The 15,641-nt window shown below is 41.7% G+C and carries 11 protein-coding genes; 4 read left to right on the top strand and 7 right to left on the bottom strand.

Annotation, left to right across the window (positions count from 1 at the left end):
- Window positions 1–5: 5 nt before the first annotated feature.
- The 5 genes from pqiC to rlmKL form a co-directional block, all read right to left on the bottom strand.
- Window positions 6–569 (bottom strand): membrane integrity-associated transporter subunit PqiC, encoded by a 564-nt coding sequence (pqiC, locus tag BDD30_RS17225; RefSeq protein WP_015834882.1) that lies wholly within the window; start codon window positions 567–569, stop codon window positions 6–8.
- Window positions 566–2,215: an intermembrane transport protein PqiB gene (gene pqiB / locus BDD30_RS17220; protein WP_015834883.1), complete on the bottom strand. Its 1,650-nt coding sequence runs from the start codon at window positions 2,213–2,215 to the stop codon at window positions 566–568. The genes pqiC and pqiB overlap by 4 nt, the downstream gene beginning before the upstream one ends.
- Before the next feature lie 20 nt (window positions 2,216–2,235).
- Entirely contained in the window at window positions 2,236–3,483 is a 1,248-nt protein-coding gene (gene pqiA / locus BDD30_RS17215) for a membrane integrity-associated transporter subunit PqiA (protein WP_015834884.1), read from the bottom strand.
- 88 nt (window positions 3,484–3,571) lie between these two features.
- Window positions 3,572–5,482 carry an ABC transporter ATP-binding protein gene (locus tag BDD30_RS17210; RefSeq protein WP_015834885.1) on the bottom strand — a complete coding sequence of 637 codons (1,911 nt, stop codon included), beginning with the start codon at window positions 5,480–5,482 and terminating at the stop codon, window positions 3,572–3,574.
- Between the two features lie 5 nt (window positions 5,483–5,487).
- Entirely contained in the window at window positions 5,488–7,605 is a 2,118-nt protein-coding gene (gene rlmKL / locus BDD30_RS17205) for a bifunctional 23S rRNA (guanine(2069)-N(7))-methyltransferase RlmK/23S rRNA (guanine(2445)-N(2))-methyltransferase RlmL (protein WP_041382048.1), read from the bottom strand.
- A gap of 104 nt (window positions 7,606–7,709) precedes the next feature.
- On the opposite strand from rlmKL, the gene BDD30_RS17200 reads away from it, so the two are divergent.
- The 4 genes from BDD30_RS17200 (at window position 7,710) to BDD30_RS17185 (ending at window position 13,414) form a co-directional block, all read left to right on the top strand.
- Window positions 7,710–8,822, top strand: coding sequence for a YcbX family protein (locus BDD30_RS17200; RefSeq protein WP_015834887.1), 1,113 nt, complete (start codon window positions 7,710–7,712; stop codon window positions 8,820–8,822).
- 249 nt (window positions 8,823–9,071) lie between these two features.
- A complete protein-coding gene (locus tag BDD30_RS17195; RefSeq protein WP_015834888.1) occupies window positions 9,072–10,370 on the top strand; it encodes a glycosyltransferase in 1,299 nt (432 codons plus the stop codon).
- A 226-nt stretch (window positions 10,371–10,596) separates the two neighbouring features.
- Complete coding sequence (locus BDD30_RS17190) at window positions 10,597–11,880, top strand: glycosyltransferase (RefSeq protein WP_081461593.1); 1,284 nt, start codon at window positions 10,597–10,599, stop codon at window positions 11,878–11,880.
- 235 nt (window positions 11,881–12,115) lie between these two features.
- Complete coding sequence (locus tag BDD30_RS17185; protein WP_015834890.1) at window positions 12,116–13,414, top strand: glycosyltransferase; 1,299 nt, start codon at window positions 12,116–12,118, stop codon at window positions 13,412–13,414.
- Window positions 13,415–13,892: 478 nt separating this feature from the next.
- Here the strand turns inward: BDD30_RS17185 and BDD30_RS17175 are convergent, their stop codons facing one another.
- Both BDD30_RS17175 and pyrD read right to left on the bottom strand, forming a co-directional pair.
- Window positions 13,893–14,438 carry a cell division protein ZapC gene (locus BDD30_RS17175; RefSeq protein WP_015834891.1) on the bottom strand — a complete coding sequence of 182 codons (546 nt, stop codon included), beginning with the start codon at window positions 14,436–14,438 and terminating at the stop codon, window positions 13,893–13,895.
- Window positions 14,439–14,629: 191 nt separating this feature from the next.
- Window positions 14,630–15,640: a quinone-dependent dihydroorotate dehydrogenase gene (gene pyrD / locus BDD30_RS17170; protein WP_015834892.1), complete on the bottom strand. Its 1,011-nt coding sequence runs from the start codon at window positions 15,638–15,640 to the stop codon at window positions 14,630–14,632.
- Window position 15,641: the final 1 nt, after the last annotated feature.

Below are 15,641 nucleotides of genomic sequence, written 5' to 3'. Positions count from 1 at the left end.
AAAGGTTATGTCTGGGAAGTTAATTGACTGGCAATAGCTTGTGCCAACTGACTCCATCCTTTTGCCAATGTGCGGACTAAATCATCGTAACCATCTTCTGCCTGTTCCAACTCTAAGTTAAAAGGCTGTTTAACGACACCGCCCTGACGGGTTAAAGTCCAATAACCTTGCAAAATTACCTTACCGTCATAACGGCCATGAAAACCAGTGATTGTCACATCCAAAGTATCTGGTTTGTTTACCAATGGCTGAGCTGAAACCAAACGCTGAGGTAATGCCATTGTTAATTCAGCTACTAGCACTTGCTGCAGTTGTTGCTCCAATGGACCTGCCCACAAATGATTTGCCGCACTGATATAACTAACATCGCTACTCTGGTACACCACACCTGAAGATGATAGATAATCAGACAACATAATCCGTTGTACCCACAACTGGCGATCATGCTGTATTGCAGCACTATTCTGTGATGCTATTTTCACGGTCGGCAACTGGTAATAAGTTTTTTCCGGCTGATTACTACAGGCCGAAATAAAAATCACTAAAATCAATGCCAATCTTTTCATCATTTTTTAGCCTTCTTCGGTTCTGGATCTTCAATTGGCTTAGCTTCAAAAACTAATGCATTGCTCTTATTGTTCAGTGTCCTCAGAACAGGCCGCAACTCACTCAATACTTGATCCAGTCGTTGCATATTATCCAACATCTTATTATAAGCCGGTGAACCAGTCTGGAAACCTTGCATACTGCGATTAAACTCCTGCAATGTTTTCTGTATGTCTTTCGGCAGATCTTTCGTTTCAGGATTTGCCAGCACCTTATTCAATTCATCAAGGGTTTGTTGTGCTTTTCTGATCGCTTTTTGACTCTCTTCTAGAGTGCGGACAGCCTGATTAAACATTGGCTCAACTGGCATATTATTAATTTTATCCAGCGCTGAAATGACCTTATGCTGAATTTGAGCAAGACCACCGCTGATTGTTGGTAACAACGGATAACCTGAAATTTCATACGGGCCAGTCCATCCTTTTTCATTCGGATAAAAATCCAAATCAATAAACAGCGCTCCAGTCAGCAAGTTACCTGATTTAAGTGAAGCACGCAGGCCACGTTTAGTTATACTATTTAACTCTTTCTCAACATCAAATCCTTCACCCAATTCTTTTTCAAAGCGTCCAGGTTCAATAGAAATAAGTACTGGAATGCGAAAATCATTATCCAATCGCTGTTTCATCCCCTCTGAATAGAACGGTACTTTTGCCACAGTTCCCATACGAATACCGCGGAACTCCACTGGCGCTCCCGGCTGCAATCCGCGAACTGAATCAGAAAAGAGCAACAAATAATCTTTATGTTCGGTATATAAAGAATCTTGAATACTTTTTATGTTGTCGAAAAGTTTGTAAGTACTTTTTTCTTTAACGGGTTCACCCAATTCCCAACCTTTAGGTACATCAAAGCTGACACCACCACCAAACAGAGTTGATAATGAAGCCATTTCAACACGTACCCCTTGAGAAGACAGATCAACAGTAATACCACTATCTTTCCAAAAACGAACATTAGTTGTTAATAAGCCATCATAAGGTGCATTAATAAATAACTGATAACGCATCAAGTGGGATTTTGGTTCAAACTCACTGGTTTCAACAGAACCAACTCGATAGCCACGAAACAACACGGGATCACCTGGATTGAGTTGACCCGCTTTATCACTGCTCAATATGACACGGATACCTTTTGCATCAGGTGAAGCCAATGGTGGTGAGTCCAACAAATAAAATTTATCTTCTTCATTACCAAATGTTCCCGGCTGAAGCTCAATAAAAGCACCAGAAAGGAGTGTACCAAGCCCAGATATTCCATCACGCCCAATCTGCGGTTTCACCACCCAGAAAGCGCTGTCACTACGCAACAGTTTTTCCATTCCATCATGCAAACGAGCTTTGATAATAACCTGGCTAAGGTTATCACTTAGCATAACTCTCTCAACTACCCCAATGTCTACGCTGCGACTTTTAATTTTAGTTTTGCCTGCTTCAATCCCTTCTGCGTTAGAGGTAACCAACGTTACTTCCGGCCCTTGGTGGCTAAAATGGTAAAACAATATCCAAGCACCAATAAGCACTGTCACAATCGGTACAATCCAGACTGGCGACCAACTTTTAATTTTATCGATTTTGGCCTGACTCTGGTTTTCAACTTTATCCGTCACTTTGACACTCCTTTATTGCCTTATAACGAATGCTTAACGTTGGCTCTATCCCAAATTAAACGTGGATCAAATGTCATTGCCGCAAACATAGTAAGGATCACAACTAAAGAAAAAATCATCGCCCCCATAGCAGGGTAAACACTTATCAGCTTTCCCATACGCACCAATGACGACAATATTGCGATAACAAATACATCAATCATTGACCAACGACCGACAAATTCTACAATTTCATAAATAAAATGCATTCGGGCAGAATCCCGTTTACCGTGGCCTTTGGCATCCCAACACAACCAACCAATTGCCAACATTTTCAGTGATGGCACCATAATACTGGCAATAAAAATAACCAAAGCTACAGGGTATGAACCTATGCTCCACAGTAATATCACTCCAGCCATAATAGTAGAATCACTCTGATTTCCGAGCGATTCTGTCACCATCATTGGCAGGACATTAGCGGGAATATAAAGCATTAAAGCAGTAACTAACAGTGCCATTGTCCATTGCAAGCTGTTACGTCGACGAGCATGCCCACAAGTACGGCAGCGTGAACATATCAGCTGGTCTACCGGTAAAATAGCCGTACAACACTGACATAACCTAACCCCCTGTATCAAACCCGATTTCCCCGCCTGCAACGATATATCCACCTTAGGCGCAGACTCAATTTGGTTCCATAACCAATGACGATCCAAGCACTGAAACGCTCTCACCTGAAGCAGGCAGAACAGACAATATGGCAAAAAACTCAAACCTAATCCTATATCACCATAAGCTATTAATTTGACAAAACTGACTAATACCCCCGCCAGAAAAATTTCAACCATACACCAGTTTTTCATCTGAAACAGAACTCTGGCTAGCCAGATCCTTATTTTCTGAGGCATAGCAACACCCTGGCATAGCAAGATAATCGCTACCATACAAAACGCAGGCACCAGTTGAACACAAAATAGAAAGAAGATGCCTATGCTGGCATAATCTTCATTGAACATCGTCTGTGGGATTTGGGATAAAGTAATTTCGCTGTCAATTCCTGTCACATTCATGCTGACAAACGGAAACAGGCAAGCAATTAATAACATGAATAACGCGCTGATTGCATAACCTGTTGGTTGGTGTTTAGGCTCCTTCCACCATGCGATTAATGTCGTTTTACAACGAGGACAAACCGCCTTCGTTCCTTGCACCCATTCTGGTAGTGCCACCAGCAAGTCACACTGAGGACACAATACCATTTCATGATGATGGTTATTGGAACACAAGGTTTTTCTCCTATTTTAGGAAAATGGCAATATTCACAGAACCACACTAAGAAGAATCACAGCATGATTCTGTAAATCATGATGACTATCAACCGTTTTTCAATGTTTCCAACTCCTGCCAGCGCTCAAAAGCAGTTTCTAATGCTTGCTCTTTCTCAGACAGTTCAGTCAGTACTTTTTGAGTCACGACATGAGGTTGGTTAAAAAATTCGACATCACTCACCTGAGATTGTAATTGCTCAATCTCTTCTTCCAATCTCTCTAGCAATGATGGAAGTTGTTCTAATTCACGCAATAAATGGTAACTCATTTTATTGCCTGAACGTTTTGGTGATTCCTTAACTTTCTCTTCTTTGATTTCAGTTCTAGGTTTTTTTTCACCTTGTTGGCGTAACGATACAGTCTGCTCACGTTGCTGCTGAGCATCATAATAACCACCAACATAGTTATTAATCACACCATTACCTTCAAAAATCCAGCATTCAGTCACTGAATTATCAACAAATTGACGATCATGGCTGACCAGTAATACAGTACCTTGATAACTATCTACCAGCTCTTCCAGCAATTCCAATGTTTCCACATCCAGATCGTTAGTTGGCTCATCAAGCACCAACAAATTACTCGGTTTCAGGAACAAACGCGCCAGTAACAATCGGTTCCTTTCACCACCGGAAAGCGCTTTAACCGGTGTCATTGCCCGTTTGGGATGGAACAGAAAATCCTGCAAATAACCCAAGACATGACGGGGACGGCCATTGACCATTACTTCCTGCTTACCTTCGGCCAAGTTGTCCACTACTGTTTTTTCAGGATCAAGTGCTGCACGATGCTGATCAAAATAAGCAATCTCTAGTTTAGTACCACAACGAGCGCGGCCACTATCAGGTTGTAGATCGCCTAGCATTAGTCTTAATAACGTTGTTTTACCACAACCATTTGGTCCTACTAATGCAATTTTATCGCCACGCTGAATCTGAGCACTGAAATTATTGACTAATTTCCTGCCGTCAATCTGATAATTAACATTTTCCAGCTCAAACACAATTTTGCCGGAACGGCTTACTTCTTCCATCTGTATTTTGGCTGTTCCCATCACCTCACGGCGCTGAGAACGTTCAACACGTAACGCTTTCAATGCCCTAACGCGCCCTTCATTACGAGTACGACGCGCTTTAATCCCTTGGCGAATCCATACTTCTTCCTGCGCCAGCTTGCGATCAAATTCAGCATTCTGCATTTCTTCCACACGCAGCGCTTCTTCTTTGCCGTCAAGAAACTTATCGTAATTACCCGGCCATGAAACCAATTTACCGCGATCCAAATCAACAATACGGGTTGCCATACTGCGAATAAATGAACGATCATGGGAAATGAAAACAATACTGCCTTGAAAATCTTTCAAGAAATTTTCCAACCACTCAATCGTATCAATATCCAGATGGTTAGTCGGTTCATCAAGAAATAAAACTTTTGGTGAGCTGACCAGCGCCCTTCCCAATGCAGCTTTACGCAACCAGCCACCAGAAAGAGAAGAGAGTTTCTCTTCCGCAGGTAAAGAGAGTTGTTTCAATACGTCATTAATACGGCTGTCCAACGACCATAGCCCACGGATATCCAACACCTCCTGTAATTCTGCCAGACGGCTGAGGTTTTTTTCACTGGGATCTTGCTCCACCATGCGGGAAACCTGATGGAAAGATTTAATGTATTCGGCTTGCTCCTGAACACCTTCAGCAACAAAATCAAAAACAGTTCCTTCCACATCACGAGGTGGGTCCTGCTGTAATCGGGCAACAACTAGATCCTGCTCATAAATAACCTGACCATCATCTAATGATTGTTCTTTTGCTAATACTCGCAATAAAGTGGATTTCCCGGCACCGTTACGGCCAACCAGACAAACCCTTTCATTTTCTTCTATATGCAATTCTGCATTATCAAGTAGCGGTGCATCACTGAACGACAACCATGCACCGGATAAATTGATTAATGACATAGTAATTATTTTTCCTCACCAGCATGACGTAATAGCCAGCAGTTATGAATCTGACGGTTACGGGCAAAATCCTGGGACTGGGTTTTGCTGGTGATTTCTTCTGCCACCAAGCCAATTTTTTCCAGCTCAGAAAAATCCATTTTAAAACCGCGTTTATTGTTGGAAAACATCAGCGTTCCACCGCGACGTAACAAACATTTAAGCTGTTTCATCAACATGATATGGTCGCGTTGTACATCAAACGTATCTTCCATCCGTTTAGAATTAGAGAAAGTTGGCGGATCGATAAAAATCAAATCAAATTGTTCATGGGTTTGGGCCAACCAAGAGAGGCAATCAGCTTGAATCAAACGGTGCTGACGGCCAGTTAACCCATTAGCTTGTAAGTTCCGTTCAGCCCATTCAAGATAAGTACGGGACATATCTACCGTTGTTGTTGAACGCGCGCCGCCTATCCCAGCATGTACAGTCGCTGATCCGGTATAGGCAAATAGATTTAGAAAATCTTTTCCTTCACTCATTTCCGCCAGCATTTTCCGAGCAATACGATGATCAAGGAACAATCCCGTATCCAGATAGTCAGCCAAGTTAACCCAAAATTTTGCGCCATATTCATTTACCAGAAAAAACTCTTGTTTCTCCGCTATTTTTTCATATTGGCTTTTACCTTTCTGACGCTGGCGGGTCTTGAGCACCAATTGATTGGATGAAAGCCCAAGAACTTGCATCGTTGCACTGATAACATCGAATAAACGCTGACGCGCTTTATTAGCATCAACACTTTTCGGGGGAGCATACTCCTGAATCACCACTTTACCCGCATAATAGTCAACAGCAACGTTATACTCAGGTAAGTCAGCATCATACAGACGATAGCAATCAATCCCTTGTTGTTTTGCCCATTTAGTTAATTTCTTTTCATTTTTGCGAAGGCGATTAGCATAATCTCCCGCTATATCTATCTCAGATGAGTGGGGTTTATCTGATAACTGGTAGTTTTTCTGTACGCAATCCAGTGGACCATTTTTAGCTTTAAACTCACGTTCAGCTCGTAATTGCAAGCAGCTTAGCAATTCAGGTGATGCACTAAACAGCGACAGACGCCAGCCAGGAAAACGACTTTTCATCACCCGGCCAAATAAACTGTGCAGTGCAACTAATGCTGGCTCACTTTCGAGACGTTCGCCATATGGTGGATTACTTAATACGGTTCCGGCAGAATCTTCCGGTAACGGGTTTTCCAAACGGCTGGCATCCCCTTGCTGGAAAGTTATTAACTGTGCAACCCCTGCTCTGCGGGCATTCGACCGCGCCATATCCAGCACCCGGCGATCAATATCAGAACCAAAGAAACGGGAAGTTGTCTCCTGAAGACCTTTACGGAAACGAACTTGTGCTTCTGCGCTTACCTCACACCAAATTTCTTTATCGTGCTGCAACCATGCAGCAAAACCCCAGTTATTGCGATGTAACCCCGGAGCACGATCAGCCGCCATCATTGCAGCTTCAATCAATAACGTGCCTGAACCACACATGGGGTCGACCATCGGAGTATCCATCCGCCAACCTGAACGCAGGATAATCGCCGCCGCCAAATTTTCTTTCAACGGAGCCTGACCCGCAAGATCTCGGTAACCACGAATATGCAAACCTTCACCACTCAAGTCTAGAGCAACACTGGCTTTCTCTTTATTCAAGAAAACATTAATTCGAATATCAGGCTGTTGCTTTGCCACATTTGGACGTTGATCCAACTTACGAACAAAGCTATCGACAATGGCGTCCTTAACTTTGAGTGCACCATATTGAGTGTTCCGGATCTCTTCATTCGTACCACTAAAATGTACAGAGAAAGTGCTGTCTACAGAGAAAATCTGGCTCCAATCAACAGACTGAACCCCAAGATAGAGATCTAAATCGCTATAAACATTAAATTCGTTTAGTGGCAGTAAAATACGTGATGCCAGTCTGCTCCACATCAGACTTTTATACATCACTCTGACATCACCTTGAAAATGAACTCCGCCCTGCGCAATTTTGCATGATTGCGCACCCAGCATTTCCAGTTCGTTCTTTAGCAGTTCTTCTAATCCACGTGCCGTACTGGCAAACAAAGAGTTCATATTGTGTATCACCAAAAAGAAAATTGTTACGCATTATAGCTAATCCGGGTGACATGTCATAAAGTTGCTCATGCTAAGAAAATGTTTCTCATAGAGGTTAATGGATGATAATTCTGTCTCGCCTGTACACCCATCCGGTAAAGTCTATGCGTGGTTTGCAACTTTCCCATGCATTAGTGAGTGAAAGCGGCCTTATATTCGACCGCAATTTTATGATAACTACCACAGACGGAACTTTTATTACGGCTCGTAAATATCCCCAGATGTTGTTGTTCACCCCGGCTATCTTAAACAACGGTATTTATCTGCTTGCGCCTAACGGAGAAAATGCCACAGTGCTCTATAGCGATTTCCTGCCTGAGCAGCAACCCACTGAAGTATGGGGCAATCATTTTGCTGCCCTGATTGCCCCAGAAGCGATTAACCAATGGTTAAGTAGTTTTTTTGATATTCCAGTGCAATTACGCTGGTTAAGCCATGAATTAACCCGTAGGGTAAAAAAACATCCTAAAGTTCCGTTATCATTTGCTGATGGTTATCCATTCTTGCTTATTAATGAGGCTTCATTTCATTTATTACAACAACGTTGCCCTGCCAGTATTAGATTAGAACAATTTCGTCCAAATATTGTTATTACCGGTGCGGAAGCATTTGCAGAAGACAGTTGGCAGTCAATCCAAATTGGGAATGTTATTTTTGACTTACCTAAACCATGTAGCCGTTGTATTTTAACCACTGTCAGCATTGATAAAGGAATTAAAAATCCAAACGGAGAACCCTTAGCAACATTGCAATCATTCCGTACCGCAGAAAATGGTGATGTCGATTTTGGTCAGAATCTCATTGCCCGTTCAAGTGGCATTATTCGTGTCGGAGACACTGTAACTATATTAGCTAAAAAAGATCCTCGTAAATATGGCAGTAGTGAAATAGTTGAAAGCATTGATGTGCCAAAAACAAATAATCAAACTGTAACTATTGAATATAATGGGCAAACTTTCACAGGTAATAATCAACAAATCATTTTAGAACAGCTGGAACAACAAGGAATCAGAGTGCCTTATTCATGTCGAGCTGGCCTATGTGGATGCTGTAAAATTTCTTTAGTTAAGGGAGAAGTTTCTCCATTAAAAGCGACAGCAATTAAAAACGACGGTCATATTCTGGCTTGCTGCTGTATTCCTAAGAATAATCTTATTCTTAAAAGTAATAGCTAAGAATAGATCTTCAATCAAAATTATACCGCAGCGCTATAAATTAGCGCGCGGGTGACTTCATGAATTACACCAATTCCTTGATAACTCTTATTAGCTATTTTAATTTTGTGAGTTATGCATTAACCCCCATTCCACCCAAATTAATCGACAATAATAATCATTATTATTATAAACTGGTTGGGTCTTAAGCTAATTATATACTACACAAGTACTTAAATAATTCTTTCAAAGCACATAAGGAGTGAATTTATGGCACGTATTGTTATTGCCTCAATCGCAAGTCCTGGGCATTTCTACCCCATGTTGAAAGTTGCCCAATCATTGATTTCTCAAGGACATCAAATTACTTTATTCACCGGAGCCGTATTTCGTCAACAAGTAGAAGCAATCAATGCACAATTTGTCGCTTTTGATGAAAGAATAGATTATGACTATCGCCACTTCGTACAACACTTTCCCTTACGTGCACAGCTCCCTCCTGGAAACCTGCAATTAGCACACTCGTTAAAACATATCTTCGCTGAACCTATCCCATTTCTTAGCCAACAGCTACAACAAATTATTCGTGAACAACAGGCGGAACTCGTTATAACCGAGAACTACTTTTTTAGTATATTACCACTACTGCAAGAAGAGAGAATTTGTCGCCTTCCAGTCATCATCTTAGGTTTAGGTCCTCTGTCTTATTCTTCTAAGGATACCGTTTTATTTGGACCTCGTATTCCTCCCGTGCTCATACCACCAGAATTAACACATGAACAATTAGTCGATGAAGAAACCCGGCAACTGATGGCAGAAGTACAAACTTATTTCAATGATGCACTCATCCAATCAGGATGCTCTGCATTAACCAGACCTTTCAACGATGCAATAATTCTCGGAGCTGATCGCTTCTTGCAACTCTCAACCCTGGCATTCGAATACGAACGAGAAGAATTACCTGATACAGTCCATTTTATTGGTCCAATATTGGACTCCGTACCGATGACAGAAGCACCTCATTTATGGGAAGAAGACGATCCTCGTCCATTAGTTATAGTCACTCAAGGCACTATTTCCAATTCAGATTTGAATCAGTTACTTTTTCCCACACTACGGGCGCTAGCCACATTACCGGTTCGTGTACTGGCAACAACTGGAGGTAGAGCTGTAGAAACACTCAATGAAACCATCCCGGAAAACGCCTGCGTTACAGACTTTATCTCGTTTGAATACTGGCTACCCAAAGCCGAACTTTTAATCTCTAATGGTGGCTACGGAACCATTAATTACGCCCTCAGCCATGGCGTGCCGTTACTTATTGCAGATGCAGGTGAAAGTAAGCAGGAAACCGCCTTTCGTGTCATACTGGCAGGATGCGGTATTAGTCTCAACACAGCATATCCTACTGAAACTGCACTAAGGAAATCAGTCGAAAAGATTCTCAACACAGACTTATTTAAACAACGAACACAAATCGTCCAACAAGACTACGCAAGACATGATGCATTTGCAGAAATATCTAAGCATGCAGAACAATTAATTCTTGAACGAAGCTACATGAACTAATCCTCAGGTCTTTTGTACTTCCTCCCCATTTTTGGATTAACGCGGTCTAAAAGGGGAGGAAATCAGCGTATGTAATAATCTAATAAAAAAGTCAACATAAATGATTATTATCATAATGAATTAATTATTACTATAATGAATTTACGGCAACCGTCATAAAATGATTACACTCTGAGTCAGGAGCTAGAGTAACTCAATCAAAACAATATGTATGAAGGAGCAAATCATGGCACGTATTGTCATTGCAGCGGTTGCAACACCTGGGCATGTCTATCCGATGTTAAAGGTTGCTGAATCACTGATAGCACAAGGGCATCAGGTAACAGTATTTACCGGTGCGCTATTTCGCCAACAGGTAGAAGCTTTAAGCGCACAATTTGCCCCTTTTGATGAGCAAATAGACTTTGACTACCGTCATTTAGAACAGCATTTCCCTAACCGTGCTCAACTTCCTCCGGGAAATGTACAAATGGCACTCGCATTCAAGAACTTCTTTTCCGCCCCAATCCCACTGCTCGATCGTCAATTACGACAAATCATTCGTGAACAACAAGCGGAACTGCTTATAGCCGAAAACTGCTTTTACGGTATATTACCTCTGCTGCAAAAAGAAAAAACCCATCGTCTTCCCGTGATAGTTGTTGGCATAACCCCCTTGGCTTACTCTTCGAAAGACTCAGTTTTTTGGGGACCACGTATCCCACCTGCGGTATTACCACCAGAATTGACACATGAACAACTGGTAGATGAAGCCAACCAACAACTAATAACCGAAGTACAGGATAGCTTCAATGATTCATTAATCCAGTCCGGAGGCTCTGCGTTAACCAGACCTTTCAATGATGAAATGATTTTTGATGCTGATCGCTTTTTACAACTCTCAACCCTAGCGTTTGAATACCCACGGCAAGGGTTACCTGATACAGTCCATTTTATTGGACCGCTTCCTAACCCCGCACCGGAAATAGAATCACCTCAATTATGGGAAGAAGATGATCCTCGTCCATTGGTTATCGTCACTCAAGGCACTATATCCAATACCGATTTAAATCAGTTGATTCTCCCCACATTACACGCACTGGCGACATTACCTATTCGTGTATTGGCAACCACCGGAGGCAGACCGGTAGAAACATTGAGTAAAGATCTCCCCGAAAACGTACGTATCGAAGAATTCATTTCATTTGAGCATTGGCTACCGCAAGCTTCACTACTGATATCCAACGGTGGTTATGGAACCATTAATTATGCCCTTAGCCACGGAACACCATTACTGATTGCAGATGCAGGAGAAGGCAAACAGGAAGCCGCTTTTCGGGTTGTATGGGCTGGATGCGGAATTAACCTGGAGACAGCACACCCCACTGAATCTCAACTTAAGCAAACAGTAGAAAATATGTTAAATACAGACTTGTTTAAACAACGCGCACAAATTGTTCAACAAGATTATGCAAGACATGATGCATTAACAGCAATATCCAATCACGTAGAACAGTTAACTCTCGCATAAAGCTACATCAGCTAAGCCTCAGACACTTCGTCCTTCCTCCCCATTTTGGTGCTAACACAGACTAAGCGGGGAGGAAATCTGCATATTTCATAACTTCATAAAAAAATAAACCATAGTGATTATTGTCATGATGAATTATTGTTACTACAATGAATTTATGACACCAGTCATAAAATAATCACACTATGAGTCAGGAGTTAGCGTAATTAAATCAAAACAGTAGAAGGAGTAAGTTATGGCACGAATTGTCATTGCAGCGGTTGCAACACCCGGGCATGTCTATCCAATGTTAAAGGTAACTCAATCACTGATAGCACAAGGACATCAAGTAACTGTATTCACTGGCGTGTTATTTCGCCAACATGTAGAAGATTTAAACGCAACATTTATCCCCTTTGATGAACAGATAGATTTTGATTATCGTCACTTAAAACAACGTTTTCCTGACCGAGCGCACATTCCGCCAGGGAATCTGCAAATGGCACTAGCGTTTAAAGATTTCTTCTGTAGCCCCATCCCATTCCTCGATCGCCAATTACAACAAATCATCCATGAACAGCAAGCAGAATTACTTATAGCCGAGAATTGCTTTTATGGCATATTGCCACTGCTGCAAAAAGAAAAAACTCATCGCCTTCCAGTAATCATCATTGGCATAACACCTCTAGCTTACTCTTCAAAAGATTCAATTTTCTGGGGACCACGTATCCCACCCGCATTACTACCATCAGAATTGACACATGAACAACTCGTGGATGAGGAAGCTCGACGACTAATAACCGAAGTACAGGATAATTTCAATGACGCACTAGCGCAGTCAGGATGCGCTACGTTAACCAGATTTTTCAACGATGAAGTCATCTTTAGCTCTGATCGCTTCTTACAACTTTCAACCCTGGCATTTGAATACCCACGTGAAGGATTGCCTGATACCGTCCACTTTATCGGCCCACTCCCCAACCCCGCACCGAAAATAGAATCACCTCAATTATGGGAAGAAGATGATCCACGTCCACTGGTTGTAGTCACTCAAGGCACCATGTCCAATACTGATTTAAATCAGTTAATTCTCCCCACATTGCGGGCGCTTGCGACATTACCTGTTCGTGTATTAGCGACAACCGGTGGCAGATCAGTAGAAATACTGCAAGAGAACATACCTGAAAATGCACGCATCGAAGAATTTATCTCATTTGAGTATTGGCTACCGAAAGCTTCATTGTTAATAACCAACGGGGGTTACGGAACAATTAATTATGCCCTCAACCACGGTACACCATTGCTTATTGCCGATACAGGAGAAGGAAAACAGGAAACAGCATTTCGCGTCGTATGGGCTGGATGCGGTATTAATCTGGATACAGCACAACCTGCTGAATCTCAGCTTAAGCAAACAGTGGAAAATATGCTGAATACAAATTTGTTTAAACAACGCGCACAAATCGTCCAAGACGATTACGCCAGTCACGACGCATTAGCAGCAATATCCAATCATGCAGAACAATTAATCCTCGAACGAAATCGTGCTAATTAACCCCTGATATATACCCAATAGATTTCGAGTTGCAGCGCGGCGGCAAGTGAACGAATCCCCAGGAGCATAGATAACGATGTGACTGGGGTGCGTGAAAGCAGCCAACAAAGCAACAACTTGAAAGATGAAGGGTATATTGTCTCTCCTCCTTATCTCGAGGCTAATGTTTATCCAGAGGGGAGGAACGACTAAAATGCTTCCTATATATTTTCCACGACTGCGTCAAATGAATGAACTGTAGCTTACATATACCCTATGGATTTCAAGATGCATCGCGACGGCAAGGGAGCGAATCCCCAGGAGCATAGATAACTATGTGACTGGGGTGAGTGAGTGCAGCCAACAAAGAGGCAACTTGAAAGATGACGGGTATATACATGTAATAAGCTAGTTTCTGTGATGATAGCCAGCAGATGATTTTAGAACACAAGAAAAAGTGACTTTGCTCTTAAAAAGAGAGTAGAACAAATAACTCAAATCAAACCGCAGTGCCATAAATTGGCATACAAACAGGTTCTACAAACGGTATCAATCTATCGTTCATAATCTTAATTGGATCACAAAAATTCATTACCCGATCAGATAACGTTAATTTCGGTTGAGCCAGCAAACAAAGGCTCGCACTATCCCCCGCTTCTGCTACTAAAAATATAGCCTCGGTTCCACAATCCTGAAGATGTACTTGAATCAACTCCCCTTGTACAGGTTTTTCTATCATAGCAAAACGAGAAAAATACCAGCTTCTTGGCATTTGTGGCTTAATAAAACGAAAAGCCACTAACGCATTAAGAATTAATTCAGCTCTTAATTCATCTGAAATATTAATTCGGCGTGTCTGTTCTTCAAAACAATAATAAAGTGTCGCATCTTCTACAGAAAACGACACCTCCCCCATTGCATAGGGTATCAGCATCTTTGCAGGAAAACAGGAACGAAAAACCATACCATTAGACAGATCGAGCATTACACGGTCATGGTCAGCATCAAAATACCAGCGCCATTGGTCATCAGGTTTAATTTTCATAGGTTATCCTTTTATGCCAGAAAAGCTTACATCGCTAAACAGATTGTAAATAACTTGCCTGCTATTCAGTGAAATAAGTCCCGTCATAATTAAAAGATATGCGAAGATACAGATAAAATTTAGGTGATCAGAGCGAATATAGACGAGTTGGGGGCAAAAATAAACCCCCAATGATAAATTACCAGAAAGATTTAGATATGATTGACGATATCTTTGATTAATTTTGGACCATGATAGATAAATCCAGAGAAAATCTGTATTAAAGAAGCTCCTGCTACTATTTTCTCTCTGGCCGCAGTGAGTGAATCTATTCCTCCGACACCGATAATAGGAATTTCACCCTTTAACTCTTGCGATAGTCGACGAATAACTTCTGTACTACGTAACTGAACCGGTCGGCCACTTAACCCACCAGCTTGTTGGCAATAATTAAGTCCTTCAACTAACTTCTTGTCTAACGTTGTATTCGTTGCAATAGCACCATCGATATTATGACGAATTAAACTATCTGCAATTTGAACCAACTCCGCCTCAGAAAGATCCGGAGCGATTTTCACCGCAACAGGGACATATTTTTGATATTTTTTCTGAAGCTCACTTTGTTTATCTTTAATCGCAGAGAGTAAATCATCCAGCGCTTCGCCGTATTGTAATGTTCTTAAACCCGGCGTATTCGGTGATGAGATGTTAATCGCAATATAGCCAGCATAAGGATAAACTTTATCCATGCAGATTAAATAATCATCTTTCCCATGTTCTACTGGCGTATCTTTATTTTTGCCAATATTGATCCCAATAACCCCACCATATTTGGCTTTTCTGACATTTTCCACCAGATTATCAACACCAAGGTTATTGAAGCCCATACGGTTAATTAACCCTTCTGCTTCAACAATACGAAATAATCTCGGTTTATCATTTCCTGTCTGAGCGCGTGGGGTTACGGTGCCAATTTCAATAAAACCAAATCCCATTGCACCAAATGCATCAATACAATCTCCATCTTTATCAAGACCCGCAGCCAGACCAAGGGGATTTTTAAATGACAGGCCCATGCAAGTAACAGGTTTTGTAGCAACTGACTGATGGATAAGAAATTCGAAAGGAGTACCGGTAATACGTTTGAGCTGGCGGAAAGTTAACTCGTGCGCTCGTTCCGGATCAAGCTGGAACAACGCTTTCTTGACTAGTGGGTAGAACATC

It is taken from the genome of Photorhabdus asymbiotica, from assembly GCF_003634575.1.
Taxonomy (GTDB): domain Bacteria; phylum Pseudomonadota; class Gammaproteobacteria; order Enterobacterales; family Enterobacteriaceae; genus Photorhabdus; species Photorhabdus asymbiotica.
The sequence above is the reverse complement of the archived record's forward strand: the minus strand, read 5'-3'. Positions and strand labels throughout refer to the sequence as shown.

What these genes read in the sequence shown, in the direction of transcription:
- pqiC (WP_015834882.1), bottom strand. Translation starts at nt 569, where the DNA reads ATGATGAAAAGATTGGCATTGATTTTAGTGATTTTTATTTCGGCCTGT.
- BDD30_RS17210 (WP_015834885.1), bottom strand. Translation starts at nt 5,482, where the DNA reads ATGTCATTAATCAATTTATCCGGTGCATGGTTGTCGTTCAGTGATGCA.
- rlmKL (WP_041382048.1), bottom strand. Translation starts at nt 7,605, where the DNA reads ATGAACTCTTTGTTTGCCAGTACGGCACGTGGATTAGAAGAACTGCTA.
- BDD30_RS17200 (WP_015834887.1), top strand. Translation starts at nt 7,710, where the DNA reads ATGATAATTCTGTCTCGCCTGTACACCCATCCGGTAAAGTCTATGCGT.
- BDD30_RS17195 (WP_015834888.1), top strand. Translation starts at nt 9,072, where the DNA reads ATGGCACGTATTGTTATTGCCTCAATCGCAAGTCCTGGGCATTTCTAC.
- BDD30_RS17190 (WP_081461593.1), top strand. Translation starts at nt 10,597, where the DNA reads ATGGCACGTATTGTCATTGCAGCGGTTGCAACACCTGGGCATGTCTAT.
- BDD30_RS17185 (WP_015834890.1), top strand. Translation starts at nt 12,116, where the DNA reads ATGGCACGAATTGTCATTGCAGCGGTTGCAACACCCGGGCATGTCTAT.
- BDD30_RS17175 (WP_015834891.1), bottom strand. Translation starts at nt 14,438, where the DNA reads ATGAAAATTAAACCTGATGACCAATGGCGCTGGTATTTTGATGCTGAC.
- pyrD (WP_015834892.1), bottom strand. Translation starts at nt 15,640, where the DNA reads ATGTTCTACCCACTAGTCAAGAAAGCGTTGTTCCAGCTTGATCCGGAA.